The 16,389-nt window shown below is 69.9% G+C and carries 17 protein-coding genes; 11 read left to right on the top strand and 6 right to left on the bottom strand.

All coding sequences use genetic code 11. The features are described from left to right. Positions 1-40: 40 nt before the first annotated feature. Complete coding sequence (gene ugpQ / locus ACQ859_RS08090) at positions 41-820, top strand: glycerophosphodiester phosphodiesterase (protein WP_431265351.1); 780 nt, start codon at positions 41-43, stop codon at positions 818-820. Between the two features lie 21 nt (positions 821-841). On the opposite strand, the gene ACQ859_RS08085 is transcribed toward ugpQ, so the two are convergent. The 3 genes from ACQ859_RS08085 to ACQ859_RS08075 all read right to left on the bottom strand — a co-directional run bounded on the left by ACQ859_RS08085 (position 842) and on the right by ACQ859_RS08075 (position 4,861). Continuing rightward, positions 842-1,456 (bottom strand): GNAT family N-acetyltransferase, encoded by a 615-nt coding sequence (locus ACQ859_RS08085; RefSeq protein ID WP_431265350.1) that lies wholly within the window; start codon positions 1,454-1,456, stop codon positions 842-844. A 13-nt stretch (positions 1,457-1,469) separates the two neighbouring features. Continuing rightward, complete coding sequence (locus ACQ859_RS08080) at positions 1,470-2,864, bottom strand: MFS transporter (protein ID WP_431265349.1); 1,395 nt, start codon at positions 2,862-2,864, stop codon at positions 1,470-1,472. Between the two features lie 365 nt (positions 2,865-3,229). After that, positions 3,230-4,861 (bottom strand): gamma-glutamyltransferase family protein, encoded by a 1,632-nt coding sequence (locus tag ACQ859_RS08075; RefSeq protein ID WP_431265348.1) that lies wholly within the window; start codon positions 4,859-4,861, stop codon positions 3,230-3,232. A gap of 186 nt (positions 4,862-5,047) precedes the next feature. Here ACQ859_RS08075 and ACQ859_RS08070 point away from each other — a divergent pair, with 186 nt between their 5' ends. Continuing rightward, positions 5,048-5,320 (top strand): hypothetical protein, encoded by a 273-nt coding sequence (locus ACQ859_RS08070; RefSeq protein ID WP_431265347.1) that lies wholly within the window; start codon positions 5,048-5,050, stop codon positions 5,318-5,320. A gap of 166 nt (positions 5,321-5,486) precedes the next feature. On the opposite strand, the gene ACQ859_RS08065 is transcribed toward ACQ859_RS08070, so the two are convergent. Both ACQ859_RS08065 and bfr read right to left on the bottom strand, forming a co-directional pair. Beyond that, positions 5,487-5,723, bottom strand: coding sequence for a (2Fe-2S)-binding protein (locus ACQ859_RS08065; RefSeq protein WP_431259013.1), 237 nt, complete (start codon positions 5,721-5,723; stop codon positions 5,487-5,489). A gap of 239 nt (positions 5,724-5,962) precedes the next feature. Beyond that, positions 5,963-6,439, bottom strand: coding sequence for a bacterioferritin (bfr, locus tag ACQ859_RS08060; RefSeq protein ID WP_067277196.1), 477 nt, complete (start codon positions 6,437-6,439; stop codon positions 5,963-5,965). 234 nt (positions 6,440-6,673) lie between these two features. Between bfr and hemP the strand changes: the two genes are divergently transcribed. The 9 genes from hemP (at position 6,674) to ACQ859_RS08015 (ending at position 15,496) form a co-directional block, all read left to right on the top strand. Continuing rightward, positions 6,674-6,898, top strand: a complete 225-nt coding sequence (hemP, locus tag ACQ859_RS08055; protein WP_067277199.1) for a hemin uptake protein HemP — start codon at positions 6,674-6,676, stop codon at positions 6,896-6,898. A gap of 177 nt (positions 6,899-7,075) precedes the next feature. Beyond that, the gene (locus tag ACQ859_RS08050; RefSeq protein ID WP_431265346.1) at positions 7,076-8,515 is read left to right on the top strand and encodes a TonB-dependent receptor plug domain-containing protein; all 1,440 of its coding nucleotides are present in this window, start codon (positions 7,076-7,078) and stop codon (positions 8,513-8,515) included. Further along, a complete protein-coding gene (locus tag ACQ859_RS08045) occupies positions 8,422-9,297 on the top strand; it encodes a TonB-dependent receptor domain-containing protein (RefSeq protein WP_431266492.1) in 876 nt (291 codons plus the stop codon). Before ACQ859_RS08050 ends, ACQ859_RS08045 begins: the two co-directional genes overlap by 94 nt. Positions 9,298-9,313: 16 nt before the next feature. Continuing rightward, entirely contained in the window at positions 9,314-10,411 is a 1,098-nt protein-coding gene (locus ACQ859_RS08040) for a hemin-degrading factor (protein WP_431265345.1), read from the top strand. Next, positions 10,405-11,286 carry a heme/hemin ABC transporter substrate-binding protein gene (locus tag ACQ859_RS08035; protein WP_431265344.1) on the top strand — a complete coding sequence of 294 codons (882 nt, stop codon included), beginning with the start codon at positions 10,405-10,407 and terminating at the stop codon, positions 11,284-11,286. Before ACQ859_RS08040 ends, ACQ859_RS08035 begins: the two co-directional genes overlap by 7 nt. A 70-nt stretch (positions 11,287-11,356) precedes the next feature. Further along, the gene (locus tag ACQ859_RS08030; protein WP_431265343.1) at positions 11,357-12,430 is read left to right on the top strand and encodes a FecCD family ABC transporter permease; all 1,074 of its coding nucleotides are present in this window, start codon (positions 11,357-11,359) and stop codon (positions 12,428-12,430) included. Then, positions 12,430-13,218 (top strand): ATP-binding cassette domain-containing protein, encoded by a 789-nt coding sequence (locus ACQ859_RS08025; protein ID WP_431265342.1) that lies wholly within the window; start codon positions 12,430-12,432, stop codon positions 13,216-13,218. The genes ACQ859_RS08030 and ACQ859_RS08025 overlap by 1 nt, the downstream gene beginning before the upstream one ends. Next, on the top strand, positions 13,215-14,012 hold the full coding sequence (locus ACQ859_RS08020) for an energy transducer TonB (RefSeq protein WP_431265341.1): 798 nt from the start codon (positions 13,215-13,217) through the stop codon (positions 14,010-14,012). Before ACQ859_RS08025 ends, ACQ859_RS08020 begins: the two co-directional genes overlap by 4 nt. An 11-nt stretch (positions 14,013-14,023) precedes the next feature. Then, the gene (locus tag ACQ859_RS08015; protein ID WP_431265340.1) at positions 14,024-15,496 is read left to right on the top strand and encodes a DUF2325 domain-containing protein; all 1,473 of its coding nucleotides are present in this window, start codon (positions 14,024-14,026) and stop codon (positions 15,494-15,496) included. 93 nt (positions 15,497-15,589) lie between these two features. Here the strand turns inward: ACQ859_RS08015 and ACQ859_RS08010 are convergent, their stop codons facing one another. After that, positions 15,590-16,384: a hypothetical protein gene (locus ACQ859_RS08010; protein ID WP_431265339.1), complete on the bottom strand. Its 795-nt coding sequence runs from the start codon at positions 16,382-16,384 to the stop codon at positions 15,590-15,592. Positions 16,385-16,389: the final 5 nt, after the last annotated feature.

Here is a 16,389-nt window from a genome sequence, read left to right as displayed (position 1 = left end):
GACGCCCTCACCTCGAGGATCCTCGATCAGGGAGAACGACATGACGACCCGGACGCCCACGCTCGACGACAACACCTCCTGGCCCTGGTCGCTGCCCTTCTGGGTGGCGCACCGCGGCGCCGGCAAGCTGGCGCCGGAGAACACGCTGGCGGCCTTCCGGGAAGGCGCGCGCCACGGCTACCGCGCCTTCGAATGCGACGTGAAGCTCAGTGCGGACGGCGTGCCCTTCCTGCTGCACGACGCGACGCTGGACCGCACGACGAGCGCGCGCGGCCGCGCCGCGGACCGGACCTGGAGCGAGCTGTCGCGGCTCGACGCGGGCCGCTGGCACAGCCGCGCGTTCGCGGGCGAGCCGCCACCCAGCCTCGAAGCCATCGCCGCCTTCGTGCGACGCAACCAGCATGCGCTGAACATCGAGATCAAGCCCACCCCGGGCGACGAGTTCCGCACCGGCGAGGTCGTCGGCGGCGAGGTGCTCCGCCTGTGGGAAGGATCGGCCCCGGATTCGGTGCTGTTCAGCAGCTTCCAGCCGGAGGCGCTGCGCGGCGCGCGCGAGTCCGCGCCGCAGGTGCCGCGCGGGCTGCTGCTCGACAAGCTCGACGGCGACGGCTGGCTGCAGTTGGCGCAGTCGCTGGGTTGCCGCGCCGTCATCACGCATTACGCGCTGATGGACCAGGCGCTGGTGGCGCGCCTGCACGAGGCGGAGATGAAGGCGCTGGTCTACACGGTCAACGATGCCGCCGCCGCGCAATGGCTGATCGCCAACGGCGTCGACGGCATCATCACGGACGCCGTCGACCGCTTCAGCCCGACGGCCTGAGCCGGCGCCCGGCGAACCGGATCAGAGCGACGGATCGATCAGTTCGTTGATCGTGATCATCCCGTAGATGCAGGTGTCGCTGAGCTGGCCGTCCACATTGAGCGCGTCGTCGCGCAACAGCCCTTCGAGCGAGAAGCCGCAGCGCTCGGCGACCGCGCGGCTGGCCGCATTGCGGGAGTCGGTGCGGATCTCCAGGCGGCGTGCGCGCAACGGGCCGAAGGCCATCCGCGCCAGCGCCACCACCGCTTCGGCCACCAGACCCCGCCCGACGTGCGTCGGGACGATCCAGTAGCCGAGCTCGTAGCGACGCACCGTCCATTCCAGCGTGTGCAGCCCGGCGCCGCCGATCAAGCGGCCGGGTCGTCCGTCCGGCTCGCGTTCATGCAGGTAGTAGGCCAGGTGCTGCCGTTGCAGGAACTGCGCCTGCATGCGGCGCGCGACAGCCTCGGACTGTTCGACCGTGGGGGTCTCGTGCGCCCAGGGCATCCAGGGCTTGAGATGCTCCTGGGCATCGAGGACGGCCCGGTTGAGCGTGGGCCCGAGGCCCGCGCGCGGTGCCAGGAGCAGGAGACGGGCGGTCTCCAGGCGCTCGGGGACCTCGATGAGGAGGGGGTCGTCGGCAGGCATGACTCTCATGATGGGTCCCGGATCAGTTGCCGTTGACCGGCTGCAGGGTCGTGCTGCCGGTCTGGCTCACGGGAGGAAGGCCGGGCATCGCTTCCGCGCCCAGCGGCGGGTCCTCCTCCTCGACTTTCGGGAGCGCCTTCACCGAGCGGATGGCCTGGACCTGCCAGGCCAGCACCGCCAGCAGCACCGCGCCCACGCCCGCGAAGCCCAGCGCCGCGCGCAGGCTCACGTGCTCGCCGAGCCAGCCGCCGATCAGCGCGCCGGGACCGGCGGGGATCAGGATCAGCCAGCGCATCGTGCTGGTCATGCGGCCCAGCAGCGGCCCGGGGGTCACCGCCTGCCGCAGCGACAGGAAGTTGATGAAGATGAAGACCGCGCCGACGCCGAACATGAACAGCGTGAAGGCGAACGCCGCGACGCCCCAGGCGTTGGCCGGGGCGACGCACAGCGCCGCCCAGCCGACGCCGCACAGCGCGAAGCCGCTGACGAGGCAGGGGCCGGGCCCGAGGCGCGCGCTGACACGATGGCCGATGGCGCTCGCCAGCACCGTGCCGGCGCCCAGCGCGATGTAGGACAGGCCGACGCTCTGCGCCGACAGTCCCAGCACGCGCGTCGCGAAGAGGATCTGCACCACCTGCGCCGCCTGGTTGAACATCTGCCAGCCGCCGACCGCGCAGGCCAGCGCGACCAGCATCGGTTTGCCGCGGACGAAGTCGACGCCGGCCTTCAGGTCGCGCCAGAAATGCGCGCCGTCCAGGCGATGCAGGGTCTCGTTGACCTTGACGCCGCGCAGGATCGCCGCGGAGGCGACCAGCAGCAGCGCGTCGACCGCCAGCGCCAGCGGCGCGCCGACCAGCTTGATGAGCGCGCCCGCGACGCCGGGACCGGCGACTTCCGCGCCCGAGGAAGCGAGCGCGTTCTTCGCATGCGCCTCGACCAGCCGGTCGCGGCTCACCACCTGCGTCAGCACGATCTGCGAGGCGCTGCCCGCGATCGTGTACACGGTGCCGAGCAGGAAGCCGACGAAGTACAGCCAGGGCATGCCCAGCCAGCCCAGCCAATGGGCGACGGGCACGCTGAACACGGCGACGGCCAGCGTGAGTTCACCGACGATGTAGACCGGCAGCTTGCGCACGCGGTCCAGCCAGACGCCGGCGGGCAGCGAGAACAGCACGAAGGGCGCGAGCTCCATGGCCGTCAGCACGCCCATCTGCGTCGGCGAGGCATGCAGCAGCACCGCCGCGGTCAGCGGCAGCGCCAGCAGCGTGATCTGCCCGCCGAGCGAGCTGATCAGGATCGACGTCCAGAGGCGCCGGTAGACGAGGTTGCGCAGCAGATCGCCGGCGGGAAGCTGGATGAGATCCAGCAGGCGGTCGAGCAGACGGTCGACCCACGTGGTTTGCCTCTTGGGCAGCATGATGAAACTCCGGATGCGGTCCGAGCGGGGCGTCGTACGCCGGGTTGCGGACCGGGCGAGCCGGACGCTGTCAGCGTCGCGCTCGCGGAAAGCCTAGGACCTGGGAGGCCGGCCGCGTCGGGCCGGCGGGCGTCGTGAAGACGCCTAAGGTCGTCGCGCCCAGCCGGCCTGGCCAAGCGCGCGCACCGACGCCAGGGCGTCGTTCTTGGTGCGGTCTAGCAGCTTGGTCATGGATCGGCTCCGATCGTGGATCGTGGCGTGAGAGCTTCCGGGGAGGAAGAAGGCACTGATGCTATCAGCGCCATCCAGTCATCGACAAGTGCGAAAAGGTGGGAGGCCCGCCGGGCGACGCCCGTGTCGCGGGCTCACCACCCGGCGGCGGCACCGTCGCGTCGCGGATCGCTGGCCGCGACATAGCCCTCCACCGCCGGATCGCCGAGACGCCAGATGAACTGGCCCGCGCCGAAGTCCTGGTAGCTGTCGTTGATCTCGGCGATCTGGTGGCCGAGCGCGCGCAGACCCGCGACGGCCCCGGGGTCCATCGTCGACTCGACGTTGATCGACAAGCCGGCGTTGTAGCGCCAGCGCGGCGCGTCGCAGGCAGCCTGCGGGTGCTGCCGGTGGTCGACCATCCGGACCAGCGTCTGCAGGTGGCCTTGCGGCTGCATGTTGGCGCCCATCACGCCGTAGCTCATCTGCGGCTGGCCGTCCTTCATCAGGAAGGCCGGGATGATCGTGTGGAAGGGCCGCTTGCCCGGCGCGACGACGTTGGCATGGCCCGCCTCGCGCGTGAAGCCGTGACCACGGTTCTGCAGCGACAGGCCGTACCCGGGCACCACGACGCCCGAACCGAAGCCGTGATAGTTGCTCTGGATGAAGCTGACCATCATGCCGTTCTCGTCGGCGGCGGTCAGATAGATGGTGCCGCCCTTGACCGGATTGCCGGCCTGGAAGTCCTGCGCCTTGCGGCGGTCGATGAGCTTCGCGCGCTCGGCCAGGTAGGCCGGATCCAGCAGCTCCGCAGCCTGGACCTTCATCGTCCGCGCATCGCTGACGTGGCGGTAGGTATCAGCGAAGGCGAGCTTCATCGCCTCGATCTGCAGGTGATGCGACTCGGCGCTGTCCACCGGCAGCGACGCGATGTCGAACTGCTTGAGGATGCCCAGCGCGATCAGCGCCGCGATGCCCTGCCCGTTCGGCGGGATCTCGTGCAGCGTGTGGCCGGCGTAGTCCATCGAGATCGTGTCCACCCACTCCGGCGCATAGGCGGCGAAGTCGGCGGCGGTGATCGCGCCGCCCGTCTCGCGCGCGAAGGCCGCGGTGGCTTCGGCGATCTCGCCGCGGTAGAAGGCTTCGCCGTTCGTCTGCGCGATCAGACGCAGCGTGCGCGCGGCCGCGGCGAAGCGGAACACCTCGCCGACTTCCGGCGCTCGGCCCTTCGGCAGGAAGGCCTCGGCAAAGCCCGGCTGCGACACGAGGTCCGCGACCTTCGAAGCCAGCTGCCACTTGCCCTGCACGATCACCGGCACGGCGTAGCCGCGCTCGGCGATCTCGATCGCCGGCGCCATCAGGTCGGCGAAGGGGAGCTTGCCGTAACGCTTGCTCAAGGCGACCCAGCCACCCACCGCGCCCGGCACGGTCACCGCGTCCCAGCCGCGCAGCGGCAGCGTCGAACCGGCGCCGTACTTGCGATCGAAGTACTCGGGCGTCCATGCCTGCGGCGAGACGCCGGAGGCATTCAGTCCCTGCAGCGACTGGCCGTCCCACACGATCGCGAAGGCATCCGACCCGAGTCCGTTGCTGCATGGCTCGAGCAGCGTCATGCACGCGGCGGTCGCGATCGCGGCGTCCACCGCGTTGCCGCCCCGGCCGAGGATGCGCAGCCCCGCCTGCGCGGCCTGCGGATGCGAGGTCGACACGACGTTGCGCGCGAAGACCGGACTGCGTCGGCTCGGGTAGCCGCGAGTCCAGTCGAAGGCGGAGTGGGAGGCGGTCATCGGGGTCTCCTGGAGGCGTGCGCGGCATCTTGCCCGATGGGCTGCGCGTCCGACAGCGCGCAAGACCTGACGCGTGAAGGACCCGTGCGGATTGCGTAACCCATTGCAAAGCTGCGATGGCCTGTCAACACATCGTGTCGCCGCGTCGTTGTCTGCTCACCTTGTTCAACCCGCTGGAGAAACCAGATGCAAGCCTTCAAGACCATCAAGACCCTGGCCCTGATCCCCGCCCTGCTGATTGCCGGCGCCGCGATGGCCCAAGGCACCGCCACCCCGGCGGCGCCCACCACGCAGGCGGCTCCGGCGGCGACCGCCGCGCCGGCGTCCGATGCCAAGGCCGAGCACAAGGGGGCGAAGCATCACAAGGCCACCGGTGACAAGGCCGCCGCGCACAAGGCCGGCCACAAGAAGGCCGACAAGGCTGAGAAGCCGGCCGAAGGCGCTTCCGCCGCCAAGTAATCGGCGCGCTGACGCGAGGCCCGGGGACGCGAGGATCGCGTCCTCCACGCCCGGAAAAAGAAACCGCAGCACCGGGTGACCGGTCTGCGGTTTTTCTTCGTCCGGATCCGGATCCGTGTCCGTGTCCGGAAAGAGCCGGTCCAGCCGAGGCTGACCGGACGGCCGATCAGGCAGCCAGTTGTGCGATCGGAATGATGCGCGACGGACTGGCGCAGGTCACGCCGTGCGACGCGGCGCAGGCGCGCAGCGCCTCGTTGAAGACGTCGCGCGCGCAGTCGTGGCAGCTGCCGCAGGCGGAGGCCACCTGCGTCTCATCCTGGAGCACGTCGAAGTTGTGCACGCCGTCGGCAACGCTGCGACGGATGTCGCGGTCGGAAACTCGGTGGCAGAGGCAGACGATCATGGCGGCGGCGAGGCAGGATGAACCTGGGATGGCCGTGATACTAGCGCAAACGCGAATCCCTCTCAATTAGATTGCAGAGCCCCTGCGGCGCGTCGGACAACTGTCGGTGAACAACGACACGGAAGCCTGTCCCTCGTCACACAGACGTCGCCGTTCCGCCAGGCGCATGAAAAAGCCCCGCTGGGCGGGGCTTGGGGTTCCTGGCGGCGGCTGGGGCCCCGGGATGGGCGGGCTGGCAATCAGCTGGCTTCACCCATCTGGCTTTGCAGCCAATTCTGTTCGCCGATCTGCGCGATGAGCTCGATCTGGGTCTCCAGATGGTCGATGTGCTCCTCGGTGTCGGCGAGGATCTCTTCGAGCACCTCGCGGGAGATGTAGTCGCGCACGCTCTCGCAGTAGGCGATGGCTTCCTTCAGGAGCGGGTGGCTGCCCATCTCGATCTTCAGGTCGCAATGCTGGGCTTCGACGGCGTTCTCGCCGATGTAGAGCTTGCCCAGGTCCTGCAGGTTGGGCAGGCCTTCCAGCAGCAGGATGCGATCCATCAGCTTGTCGGCGTGCTTCATCTCCTCGATGGACTCGGCGTACTCATGCTTGGCCAGGCGCTCCAGGCCCCAGCTCTTGTACATCTTGTAGTGCAGGAAGTACTGGTTGATCGCGGTCAGCTCGTTCTTCAGCTGAGCGTTCAAATACTCGATGACCTTGGCGTCGCCCTTCATGTTCTTCTCCTGGGAATTCGGTGGGATGGGGCGCATTGTCGTCATCCCTACGACGAATGGGGACAAGACCCGCCAGCCCCGCTCTGCATGCGAAGTATTCGCAGCCCGTTTCCGTCGACGCCCCTCTGATAGCCACGCGATCCAGACCGACTTCCAACGGCGTTCCATCAAGAAAAAAGCAATCGTCGCGATTCTTGGTTGCTATTGCGAATCGTTCTCATTAAGATGCGTCGCATGAATGCCCACCACCACCCCCATCTTGAAGCCCTGCAAGCCGTTGCGCTGGACAGCGCACGGGTCGCCGCAGGTTCGCCGCGCGAAGCGGTTCCGCTGGTCCAGCGCCGCCGCATCAGCAGCCAGGCGCTGATGGGCAACGACCGCGAGGTCGAGATCGAACACGCCGGTTCGCTCTACCGGCTGCGTGTGACGTCGCTGGGCAAGCTCATCCTGACCAAGTGATCGCGTGATCCGCTGAGCGGCGCGGCCGGCCGAGGACAGGTCCGCCCGCTCGCGATCCCCGTCTCCGTTTCCCCTTCCCCCTCTCTTTGCCGGCCGTCCGCGAGGACCGCCCGCCCGCACCAGCCCGCGTCGTGCCAGCCCGTGCGAGATCCCAAGAACTACAAGGATTTCGTCACCATGCAACTGCGCCCGACGCCCGTCGCGCTCGCCCTGTCGTTGGCTTTCCCGCTGGTGTTCGCACCGGCCTTCGCCCAGACCCAGCCGGCCTCCACGAACACCCCGGCCGCTGCGACCGCAGAGAACCCCAGGCAACTCGGTGAACTCACCGTGTCGGCCACCCGTACCGAGCGCTCGGTCGACGCGGTGCCCAGCACGGTCACCGTCAAGAGCCGCAAGCAGATCGACCGTCGCGACGCACGCGACCTCAAGGACCTGCTGGCCGATGAAGTCGACATCGACGTCACCGCGATGAGCGCGCGCTTCACCGCGGCGGGCGCGTCCACGGGCCGAGGCGGCAACGAAGGCATCAACATCCGCGGCCTGGAGGGCAACCGGGTGCTGATGATGGTCGACGGCATCCGGCTGCCGCAACGGTTCGCGTTCGGCGCGTTCGCGAGCGGCCGCGCCGACTTCGTCGACCTGAACAGCCTGATGAGCGTCGAGGTGCTGCGCGGCTCGACCTCGACGTCCTACGGCAGCGACGGTCTGGCCGGTGCGTTGAGCCTGCGCACCCTGTCGCCGGAGGACCTGCTGGTCGACGGCAAGACCTTTGCCGGATTCGCGCGGCTGGGCGCGATGAGCGTCGACGACTCGAAGCAGGCGACGGCCGCGGTGGCGTTCGGCGCCGGCGACTGGAGCAGCCTCGTGCAGGCCTCGGTGCGCCGCGGTCACGAGACGAAGACCCAGGGCGACAACGGCGTCGCCAACAGCAGCCGCACCAAGGCCAACCCGGCGGACATCGACAGCAACAGCGTGATGGCCAAGCTGGGCTACCGGGTCAACGCGAACCATCGGCTGATGGGCACGCTCGAGTACCGCGAGCGCAAGATCGACACCGACGTGCTGAGCGGGATCACCGCGCCGCCGGCCAACGGCGGCGCCTTGCCAGCGACGGCCGTGCTCGCCCTGACCGGTCACGACAAGTCGGACCGCACGCGCTTCTCGATCGAGCACCGCTACGAGGACCTCAACGCCACGTGGCTCCAGCAGGCGACGACGCATGTCTACGTGCAGGAGAGCGAGACGCGCCAGTTCTCCTACGAGGACCGCAACACCGCCGCCGACCGCACGCGCCTGGGCACCTACAAGGAACGCCTGATCGGCGTGAGCTCGCAGGCGCAGACGCAGTTGGCCAACCAGCGCCTGAGCTACGGCATCGACCTCAGCCGCAACACCATCGAAGGCGTGCGCGACGGCACCGTGCCGCCGGCCGGCGAGACCTTCCCGAGCAAGCCCTTCCCCGACACCAAGTACACGCTGGCCGGCGCCTTCGTGCAGGACGAGATCGAGGCGGGGACTTCTCGATCATTCCCGCGCTGCGCTTCGAGCACTACAAGCTCGACCCCAAGGCGGCGGGCTACAGCGGCAGCATCGTGTCGCTGTCGGACCAGGCCGTGACGCCGCGACTGGGCCTGATCTGGCGCGTGTCGCCATTGGTCCAGCCCTACGCGCAGTGGTCCAAGGGCTTCCGCGCGCCGACGCCGGACCAGGTCAACAACGGCTTCAGCAATCCGACGCAGTTCTACCAGTCCATCGGCAATCCGGACCTGAAGGCGGAGCACGCCAACAGCGTGGAAGTCGGCCTCCGAGGCAAGCTGGCCGAGACGCTGCGCTGGCAGCTGAGCGCCTACGACAACCGCTACAAGGACTTCATCACGCAGGAGGTGGTGCGCGGCACCGGCCGTCCGACCGACCCGCTGGTCTTCCAGTACGTCAACCTGGCGGATGCCCGCATCAAGGGCGTCGAGGCGCGGATCGTCTGGGACCTGATGCCCGGACTGAACCTGAACGCCTCGGTGGCGAAGACGCGCGGTCACAGCACGGAGAACGGCGTCGAGACGCCGCTCGACAGCGTCCAGCCGCTGCGCGGCAAGGTCGGCGCGCGCTACGAGACCGGCCCGTGGTCGGTCGAGACCACCTGGGTGCACAGCTCCGGCAAGAAGCCGTCGGACGTCAGCACCGTCGGCTGGTACACGCCGAAGAAATACGACGTCGTCGATCTGGGCGGCTCCTACCGCTTCGACAAGACCTACTCGATCTCGACCTACGTCACCAACCTCTTCGACAAGAAGTACTGGCGCTGGAGCGACGTCACCGGGATCGCCGCCACCAGCCCGGTGCTCGACAGCTACACCGCCCCCGGCCGCGCCTTCCAGGTGACCCTCCGCGCCGATTTCTGATCAGGAGTCTTCCGCCATGCATGCCAGCTTCACCGCCCTGCGTCAGGCCTTCGCCACGGCGCGCCAGGAGCGCAAGGCCCGCCACCGGGACATCGCCAGCGACCTGCGCATCTCCGAGGGCGAGCTGCTCGCCGCCCACGCCGGCCCGTTCGCCGACGACGAGTCCCCGCTGCGCGCGCGGCGCCTGCGCGCCGAGTGGCAGGATCTGATCGCCGCGCTCGAGCCGCTGGGCCCGGTCATGGCGCTGACCCGCAACGAGTCCTGCGTGCACGAGAAGGTCGGCGTCTACACCGCCGTCAGCGCGATGGGGCCGCAACGGCAGATGGGCCTGGTGCTGGGCGGCGCGATCGACCTGCGCGTCTTCTACAGCCACTGGCAACACGGCTTCGCCGTCGCCGAGCGGCTGTCCGACGGCGCGCTGCAACGCAGCCTGCAGTTCTTCGACGCCGCCGGCCAGGCGATCCACAAGGTCTTCGTGAAGCCGGAGAGCGACCTCGCCGCGTACGAGGCGCTGGTGACGCGCTTCCTGGCGGAAGACCAGAAACCGGGCTTCGAGCCCGGTGAGGCCTGGCAGGAACCGGCGGAAGTGCCGGACGCGCGCATCGACGTCGCGAGCTTCCGCAGCGAGTGGGCGTCGCTGCGCGACACGCACGACTTCTTCGGCCTGCTCAAGCGTCACGGCCTGAGCCGCACGCAGGCGCTGCGCCTGGCCGAGCCGCGTTTCGCGCAACCGCTGGCGCTGTCCAGCGCGCAGGAACTGCTGAGCCGCGCCGCGCAGGAGAACGTCTCGATCATGGTCTTCGTCGGCAATCCCGGAATGATCCAGATCCACAGCGGCCCGGTGAACAAGGTCGCGATGATGGGGCCGTGGGTCAATGTGCTGGATCCGGGCTTCAACCTGCATCTGCGCGAGGACCACATCGCCTCGGCATGGCTGGTGCGCAAGCCGACGGTCGACGGGCTGGTGTGCTCGCTGGAACTGTTCGACGCGCAGGGCCGCACGATCGCGATGATGTTCGGCGAACGCAAGCCCGGCCAGGCCGAGCGCTGCGACTGGCGCAACCTGCTGGAGAGTCTCGTTGAAGGCGCCCCGGCGGAGACCGTGCCGTGCTGAGCCGCCGCCACGTCCTCTCGCTGGCACCGGCCGCGGCAATGCTGACGATCGGCGGCCGCGCCTGGGCCGCGCCGCAGCGCGTCATCGCCGTCGGCGGCGCGCTGACCGAGCTGATCTACGAGCTGGGCGCGCAAGGCGAGCTGGTCGGCGTGGACAGCACCTCGCTGTATCCGGCGGCCGCGACGAAACTGCCCAACGTCGGCTACGCGCGCACGCTCGCCGCCGAAGGCCTGCTCTCGCTGGCGCCGACGATGGTCGTCGCCACCGAGGAGGCCGGCCCGCCGGCGGTGCTGCGTCAGCTCGAAGCGGCCAAGGTGCCGCTGCACGTGTTGCGCGCGGAACACCGATTCGAAGGCGTGCTCGAACGGACGAAGGCGCTGGGCGACCTGCTCGGCCGCCAGCAGCAGGCTACGGCGCTGTCGCAGAAGCTGCAGTCCGAGTGGACCGCGAGCCGCGCGCAGGTGGCGAAGCTGGCCGCGGGCCATCGCGCGCCGCGCGTGCTCTTCGTGCTGTCGAACGCCGCCAACCAGGCGCGCATCGCCGGCTCCGCCACGGCGGCCGACGCGATGATCGGCTACGCCGCCGCGGTCAACGCGCTCGGCGACGCGCAGGGCTACAAGATGCTGTCGCCGGAAGCCGCGATCGCCGCGGCGCCCGACGTGATCCTCGCGACCACGCAGGGCCTCGAGGCCAGCGGCGGCATCGACGGCCTGCTGAAGCTGCCGGGACTGGCGCAGACGCCGGCCGGCCAGAACCGGCGCGTGGTCGTGATGGAAACGATGGAGCTGCTCGGCTTCGGACCACGCACGCCGAAGGCGTTGACGACGCTGGCCCAGGCCCTGCATGCGCCGGCGGGTACGGGCAAGACGGCGTGAACGCCGAGCGGCGTTCAGCACGACTTCCCGTACGACCTTCGGCACCCCCTTCAGCACGACGGACAACGCGATGAGCTCGGTCGGATCCGCCCTGCCCTCGCCGGTCGCCGCGGCATCGGCGCGGCGCGCGTGGTCGCGCCCGATGCTGCTGACCGCGGCGCTGGTGCTGACGGTGATCGTGGCGGTGCAGTTCGGCGCAGTGCCGATCGCCGCGGCGGACTGGCTCAACGGACCGTGGAGCGACGCCCCCAAGACCGGCGGCGCGCACGTGCTGTGGCAGCTGCGTCTGCCGCGTCTGGGGCTGACGCTGGCGGTAGGCGCCGCGCTCGGCCTGGCCGGCGCGCTCAGCCAGGCGCTGTTCCGCAATCCGATGGCCGAGCCCAGCCTGCTCGGTGTCACCAGCGGCGCCGCCGCGGCGGTGGCGCTCACCCTCACCGTCTTCGCCGGCATGCACGCCGCGCTGCCGGTGGAAGCCCGCCTCTGGCTGCTGCCGTTGGTCGGCTTCGGCGGCGCGCTGGCGGTGTGCTTCTCGCTGGACCGGCTGTCGCGCTGGCTCGCACCGGGGTCGATCGCGGCGCTGCTGCTGTGCGGACTCGCCTTGCAGGCGATGACCTTCGCGATCGTCGGCCTGTGCAGCTTCATCGCCAACGACGAACAGCTGCGCGCCATCAACTTCTGGACGCTCGGCTCGCTGGCCGGCGCCAACTGGATCATGGCCGCGGTCATGGGCGGCGCGCTGCTCGTGCTGGGCACGGTGGCGCTGCGGGTCGCACCGGGCCTGAACGCCCTGGCGCTCGGCGAGGCGGCGGCCGCGCACGTCGGCATCGACGTCGAACGGCTGCGCTGGCAGTGCATCACCATGGTCGCGCTGCTGTCCGCGCTGGCCGTGGCCTGGTGCGGGAACATCGGTTTCATCGGCCTGATGGCGCCCCACCTGGCCCGGCAGCTCGTCGGCGCGGACCAGCGCCAAGTGCTGCCCAACGCGATGCTCGCGGGCGCCTTGCTGCTGGTCGTGGCGGACAGCTTCGCGCGCACGCTGGCCGTGCCGGCGGAGATCCCCGTCGGTGTCTTCAGCGCGCTGATCGGTGCGCCGTGGTTCCTCATCCTGCTGCGCGGCGCGGTGCGCCGCATGGGGAGCGCGTGATGGGGTCGCTGCTGACCTTGCAGGACGTGCGGGTGACGCTGGGCAGCGCGGCGATCGGACCGGTGACGCTGCGCGTCGATCCGGGCGAGCGCATCGCGATCCTCGGTCCGAGCGGCGCCGGCAAGTCGACCTTGCTGCGACTCATTGCCCGGGAGCTTCGTCCGGCGGCGGGCATGCTGCATTTCGATGGACAGCCGCTGGGCGCCTGGTCACCTGCCGAGCTCGCGCAACGCCGCGCGGTGCTGCCGCAGCAACACGGCGTCGCGTTCGGACTGCCGGTCGAGCTGGTCGTCGCCCTGGGCCGCGTCGCGCGGCAAGGTGACGGCCGCCAGGACGCGATCGTGCGCGAGGCGTTGACGCAGGCGCAGGCCGAGCACCTCGCCGGCCGCCGCTTCGACACGCTGTCCGGCGGCGAGCAGGCGCGCGTGCAGCTGGCGCGCGTGTTCGCCCAGGCCTGGGATGCGCGGCACGGACTGCTGCTGGTCGACGAACCGGTCGCGGCGCTCGATCCCGGACTAAGCGTCTCGCTGATGGCGGCGATGTCCGACTTCGCGACGCAACGCGGCCATGCGCTGGTCGCGGTGCTGCACGACCTGAACCTCGCGATGAATCATTTCGACCGGCTGTGGCTGATGAAGTCAGGCCGGCTGCTGGCCGATTGCGACGCGCTGCCGTCGACGCTGCCCCTGCTGGAGCAGCTCTACGACACGCGGCTGCGGCTGCTGCGCGACGAGCACGGCCTGGCGATCCTGCCGATGCTGGCCGGCGCGGTGGGAGCGCGGGCATGAGCACGGGCATGAGCACGGGCATGAACGCGGACTTCAGCGCGACGACGCTGCCATGGCACGGCCGCACGCCGCGCTGGAGCGGCTGGGCCGTGGCCGGCGCGGTGCACGCGGCGATGCTGCTGGCGCTGGTGAGCGCCTTCTCGCCGCCACGACCGCCCGCGGCCGCGCCGCTGGCGATCAGCGCCCGCCTCTTGCCGTCGAAGACGACACCGGCCGCGACCGTCGCGCCCTCGATTCCCGTCGAGCTGCCGCGCTCCGCGCTGATCGTGCCGCCGATGCCGGACCTGCCGCCTCCGCCCGTGCAGATCGAGGCCTCGCCCACGATCGCCGCGGCGGCCACGCCGCTCCGGTTCGATCCGCCGGCTGCGGCGGCCCCTGCCGTCGACCAGAACGCGACCACGGCCCGCCCGGTTGCGGTGGTCGCGGTTTCCGCGACCGCGACAGCGCTCCCGCCGCCGCCCGCGCCCCCCGAACCGGCGACCGCCGAGGCGCCGGCCCAGTTGTCCGCCGACCACCGCGCCTGCAGTGCCCAGCAGACCGCACGCCACTACCCGGCCATGCTGCGCGACCGCGGCATCCAGGGTCAGGTCGTGCTGCGCGTGAAGGTCGATGCCGACGGTCACGCGGCCGAGGTCGTCGTGTCCGGCGGCAGCGGCTGGCGCCTGCTGGACGAGGCCGCGCGCCGCGTCGCCGAATCCTGTCCCTTCATCCCGGCCCGCCGCGGCGACCAGCGACTGGTCAGCTGGGTCGAATACCCGGTGCGCTTCGCGCTCCAGGCGTCCCCCTTGCAGTAAGGAGTCCACCCATGTGCGACAAGCCCACCCCCACTTCGCTCCTGAGCCTGCTGGCACGCGCCGATGCGGGCGCTTCCGGCTCGCCGGGCGATTCCCCGCTGCGGGCCTCCGCCGCAAATGCGGTGACGGGCGGCGGCGTGTTCATGCAGGAGGGTGACACCGTGCCTGCCGCGGTCGCCGGCCTGCCGCTCGCGCAGGCCCTGGCGCGCGGCGAGATCTCATCCACCGCCGGCTCGTCCGAGGACACGCCGGTGCCGCGCGGCTCGCGCCGCCGCCGGCTCTGGGAACTGCCGGCGCAGGCGCTGTGCCCGGTGATCGGCGTGTGCCTGCCGATGCCCGTGCTGCGCCGCAAGCTGGGCAAGATGCTGGGCGGCGAGGCGCTGGCCAACGACTACGAGATGCACTGCGGCGCGATCAACGAATGCGCGCGCCGCGGCCCGATCTCCGAGATGCTGCAGAAGGAGCTGGACCAGCGCTTCTCGATCGCGCTGCGGCAGTCCGCGCAGCACAAGACGGCGGAGTCGCTGACACGCTGGTGGAATGCCGCGCAGCAGGGCAACGACGTCGGCGGCGCGTTGTGGGGCGCGCTGACGCACGCGCGTTGCGACGCCGCGCTGCAGGAGCAGGTGCTGCGCGACATCCACATGCTGCAACACCAGGTCGGCGCGGCGAACCGCGCGGACCTGCAGCGCCTCGACGAACTGCAGGACGAACACGCGATCCTGACGCGCGAACTGGCGCAGGCGCAGTCGCGCAGCACGCGGCTGCTCGCGGAACGGGCGCGCGAGCTGGAGCTGTCGCAGGCCGAATGCCTGCGCCTGCGCGGCGAGCTGCTGGCGCGCGACACGCTGGCGGAGGGCCTGCGCGACGACCTGCGGCAGCTCGAGGAAAGCATCCCCGGTCTGCGCCACCGCCACGAACAGGCCAAGCACCTGCAGACGCAGCAGGACCGCATCCATCAGCTGGAGCGCGCGCTGCTGACCTCGCGCCAGCAGGCCGAGCGCGAGCAACGCCGGGCGGACGAACTGCAGCAGGCGCTCTCGCAGTCGGAGCGCCAGCTGGAACGGCAGCAGACGCAGACAGCGCCGCAGTCCGAGTCGCAGCCGAACGCGGAGCCACTGCCGTCGCTCGACGAGCGCTCGGTGCTGTGCGTCGGCGGCCGGCCGGCGGTGGTGCCGATCTATCGGCAGCTGATCGAGCGCACCGGCGGACGTTTCCTCCATCACGACGGCGGCGAGGAAGACGCGGTATCCAAGCTCGACGCGAGCCTGGCGGCAGCGGACCTCGTGATCTGCCAGACCGGCTGTATCAGCCACGACGCCTACTGGCGCGTGAAGGACCACTGCAAGCGGCACAACAAGAAGTGCGTCTACATCGAGTCGCCGAGCGCGAGCGGCATGCGCCGCGCGCTTGGGTCGCTCAGCGGCGCCGAAGGCGAGGTCGATATGGCCGGCGGCGCGCCCTTGCCGGTCCGTGAGTCCTGAGCCCTTCCTCGGAATCAGCCGAAGCCGACGGCCGTTTCGCATCGCCTGAAACAACGAGTCCCGGGCGACCGGGGCCTTGTTCCAGAGGCACGCTCAGTGCGCGAGATGCTCGAACACCCCGTCGACCATCGTGGCGAAGGACACATGCACGTCGCCGCGCACAGTCGGCACGATCGCCAGAAAGTCCGACGACAGCAACTTCTCGGTGAACCTGCGCCGAGTACCGGCGTCCAACATCCACGCGCGAATCTCCTCCCGGAACGTCCCGCGATCCGAGGCAAAGGGATTGCGGTAATCGTGCTCGTGCCAGAAGTCCCAATGACTCTGCCTCACGAACTGCACGGTGGACATCGGGTCATCGCATTCCAGCCAATGCGCCATCAGCGGCTGGATCGCGATCCCTCCGACATCGAACATCAGAAGCACCTCGAAAGGATCCTCCGGCAATACTGGCCCGTGCGGGTTGACGCCGCCGCCACGGATTGCGAGCGCAAAGTAGGCCAACGCAAAGCGTGACAGGGCCGACTGTTGCGTCACGGTCCAGCTGCCAGGCGGGCATCCCCCCAAACGATCCAAGGAAATCGCAAGCGAATGACGGATCTCGGCCCTCTCCGCCAGCAGCTCCAACATGCGCGGCACGAAATATCCCACCTCTGCCGGGTTCTGCACCTGGCTCTTCGCGGAGTCGCCGTACTCGAAAAGATGCTCGACTGTCAGCCGCTTCAACGGCCACTCGCGCAACTGCTTCTCCACTTCCTCCGGCATGCAGCAGGCCGTGCAGACATCCAGCGGCAGCGCTGGCCTGCGGAACTCGGCGAAGGCGGTATAGGTCTCCTCGATCGCGGCGCGAAGCATCTGCGGAAGTTCGACCTGCTCGGTGGCTGTCATTGAGT

The organism is Roseateles chitinivorans (assembly GCF_050632235.1).
GTDB classification, from domain to species: domain Bacteria; phylum Pseudomonadota; class Gammaproteobacteria; order Burkholderiales; family Burkholderiaceae_C; genus Roseateles; species Roseateles chitinivorans_A.
This window is presented reverse-complemented; position numbering and strand designations above follow the sequence as displayed.

Excerpts from the sequence above, each read along its gene's own strand:
- ugpQ (WP_431265351.1), top strand. The coding sequence starts at position 41 with ATGACGACCCGGACGCCCACGCTCGACGACAACACCTCCTGGCCCTGG.
- ACQ859_RS08085 (WP_431265350.1), bottom strand. The coding sequence starts at position 1,456 with ATGAGAGTCATGCCTGCCGACGACCCCCTCCTCATCGAGGTCCCCGAG.
- ACQ859_RS08080 (WP_431265349.1), bottom strand. The coding sequence starts at position 2,864 with ATGCTGCCCAAGAGGCAAACCACGTGGGTCGACCGTCTGCTCGACCGC.
- ACQ859_RS08075 (WP_431265348.1), bottom strand. The coding sequence starts at position 4,861 with ATGACCGCCTCCCACTCCGCCTTCGACTGGACTCGCGGCTACCCGAGC.
- ACQ859_RS08070 (WP_431265347.1), top strand. The coding sequence starts at position 5,048 with ATGCAAGCCTTCAAGACCATCAAGACCCTGGCCCTGATCCCCGCCCTG.
- ACQ859_RS08065 (WP_431259013.1), bottom strand. The coding sequence starts at position 5,723 with ATGATCGTCTGCCTCTGCCACCGAGTTTCCGACCGCGACATCCGTCGC.
- bfr (WP_067277196.1), bottom strand. The coding sequence starts at position 6,439 with ATGAAGGGCGACGCCAAGGTCATCGAGTATTTGAACGCTCAGCTGAAG.
- hemP (WP_067277199.1), top strand. The coding sequence starts at position 6,674 with ATGAATGCCCACCACCACCCCCATCTTGAAGCCCTGCAAGCCGTTGCG.
- ACQ859_RS08050 (WP_431265346.1), top strand. The coding sequence starts at position 7,076 with ATGCAACTGCGCCCGACGCCCGTCGCGCTCGCCCTGTCGTTGGCTTTC.
- ACQ859_RS08040 (WP_431265345.1), top strand. The coding sequence starts at position 9,314 with ATGCATGCCAGCTTCACCGCCCTGCGTCAGGCCTTCGCCACGGCGCGC.
- ACQ859_RS08030 (WP_431265343.1), top strand. The coding sequence starts at position 11,357 with ATGAGCTCGGTCGGATCCGCCCTGCCCTCGCCGGTCGCCGCGGCATCG.
- ACQ859_RS08025 (WP_431265342.1), top strand. The coding sequence starts at position 12,430 with ATGGGGTCGCTGCTGACCTTGCAGGACGTGCGGGTGACGCTGGGCAGC.
- ACQ859_RS08020 (WP_431265341.1), top strand. The coding sequence starts at position 13,215 with ATGAGCACGGGCATGAGCACGGGCATGAACGCGGACTTCAGCGCGACG.
- ACQ859_RS08015 (WP_431265340.1), top strand. The coding sequence starts at position 14,024 with ATGTGCGACAAGCCCACCCCCACTTCGCTCCTGAGCCTGCTGGCACGC.
- ACQ859_RS08010 (WP_431265339.1), bottom strand. The coding sequence starts at position 16,384 with ATGACAGCCACCGAGCAGGTCGAACTTCCGCAGATGCTTCGCGCCGCG.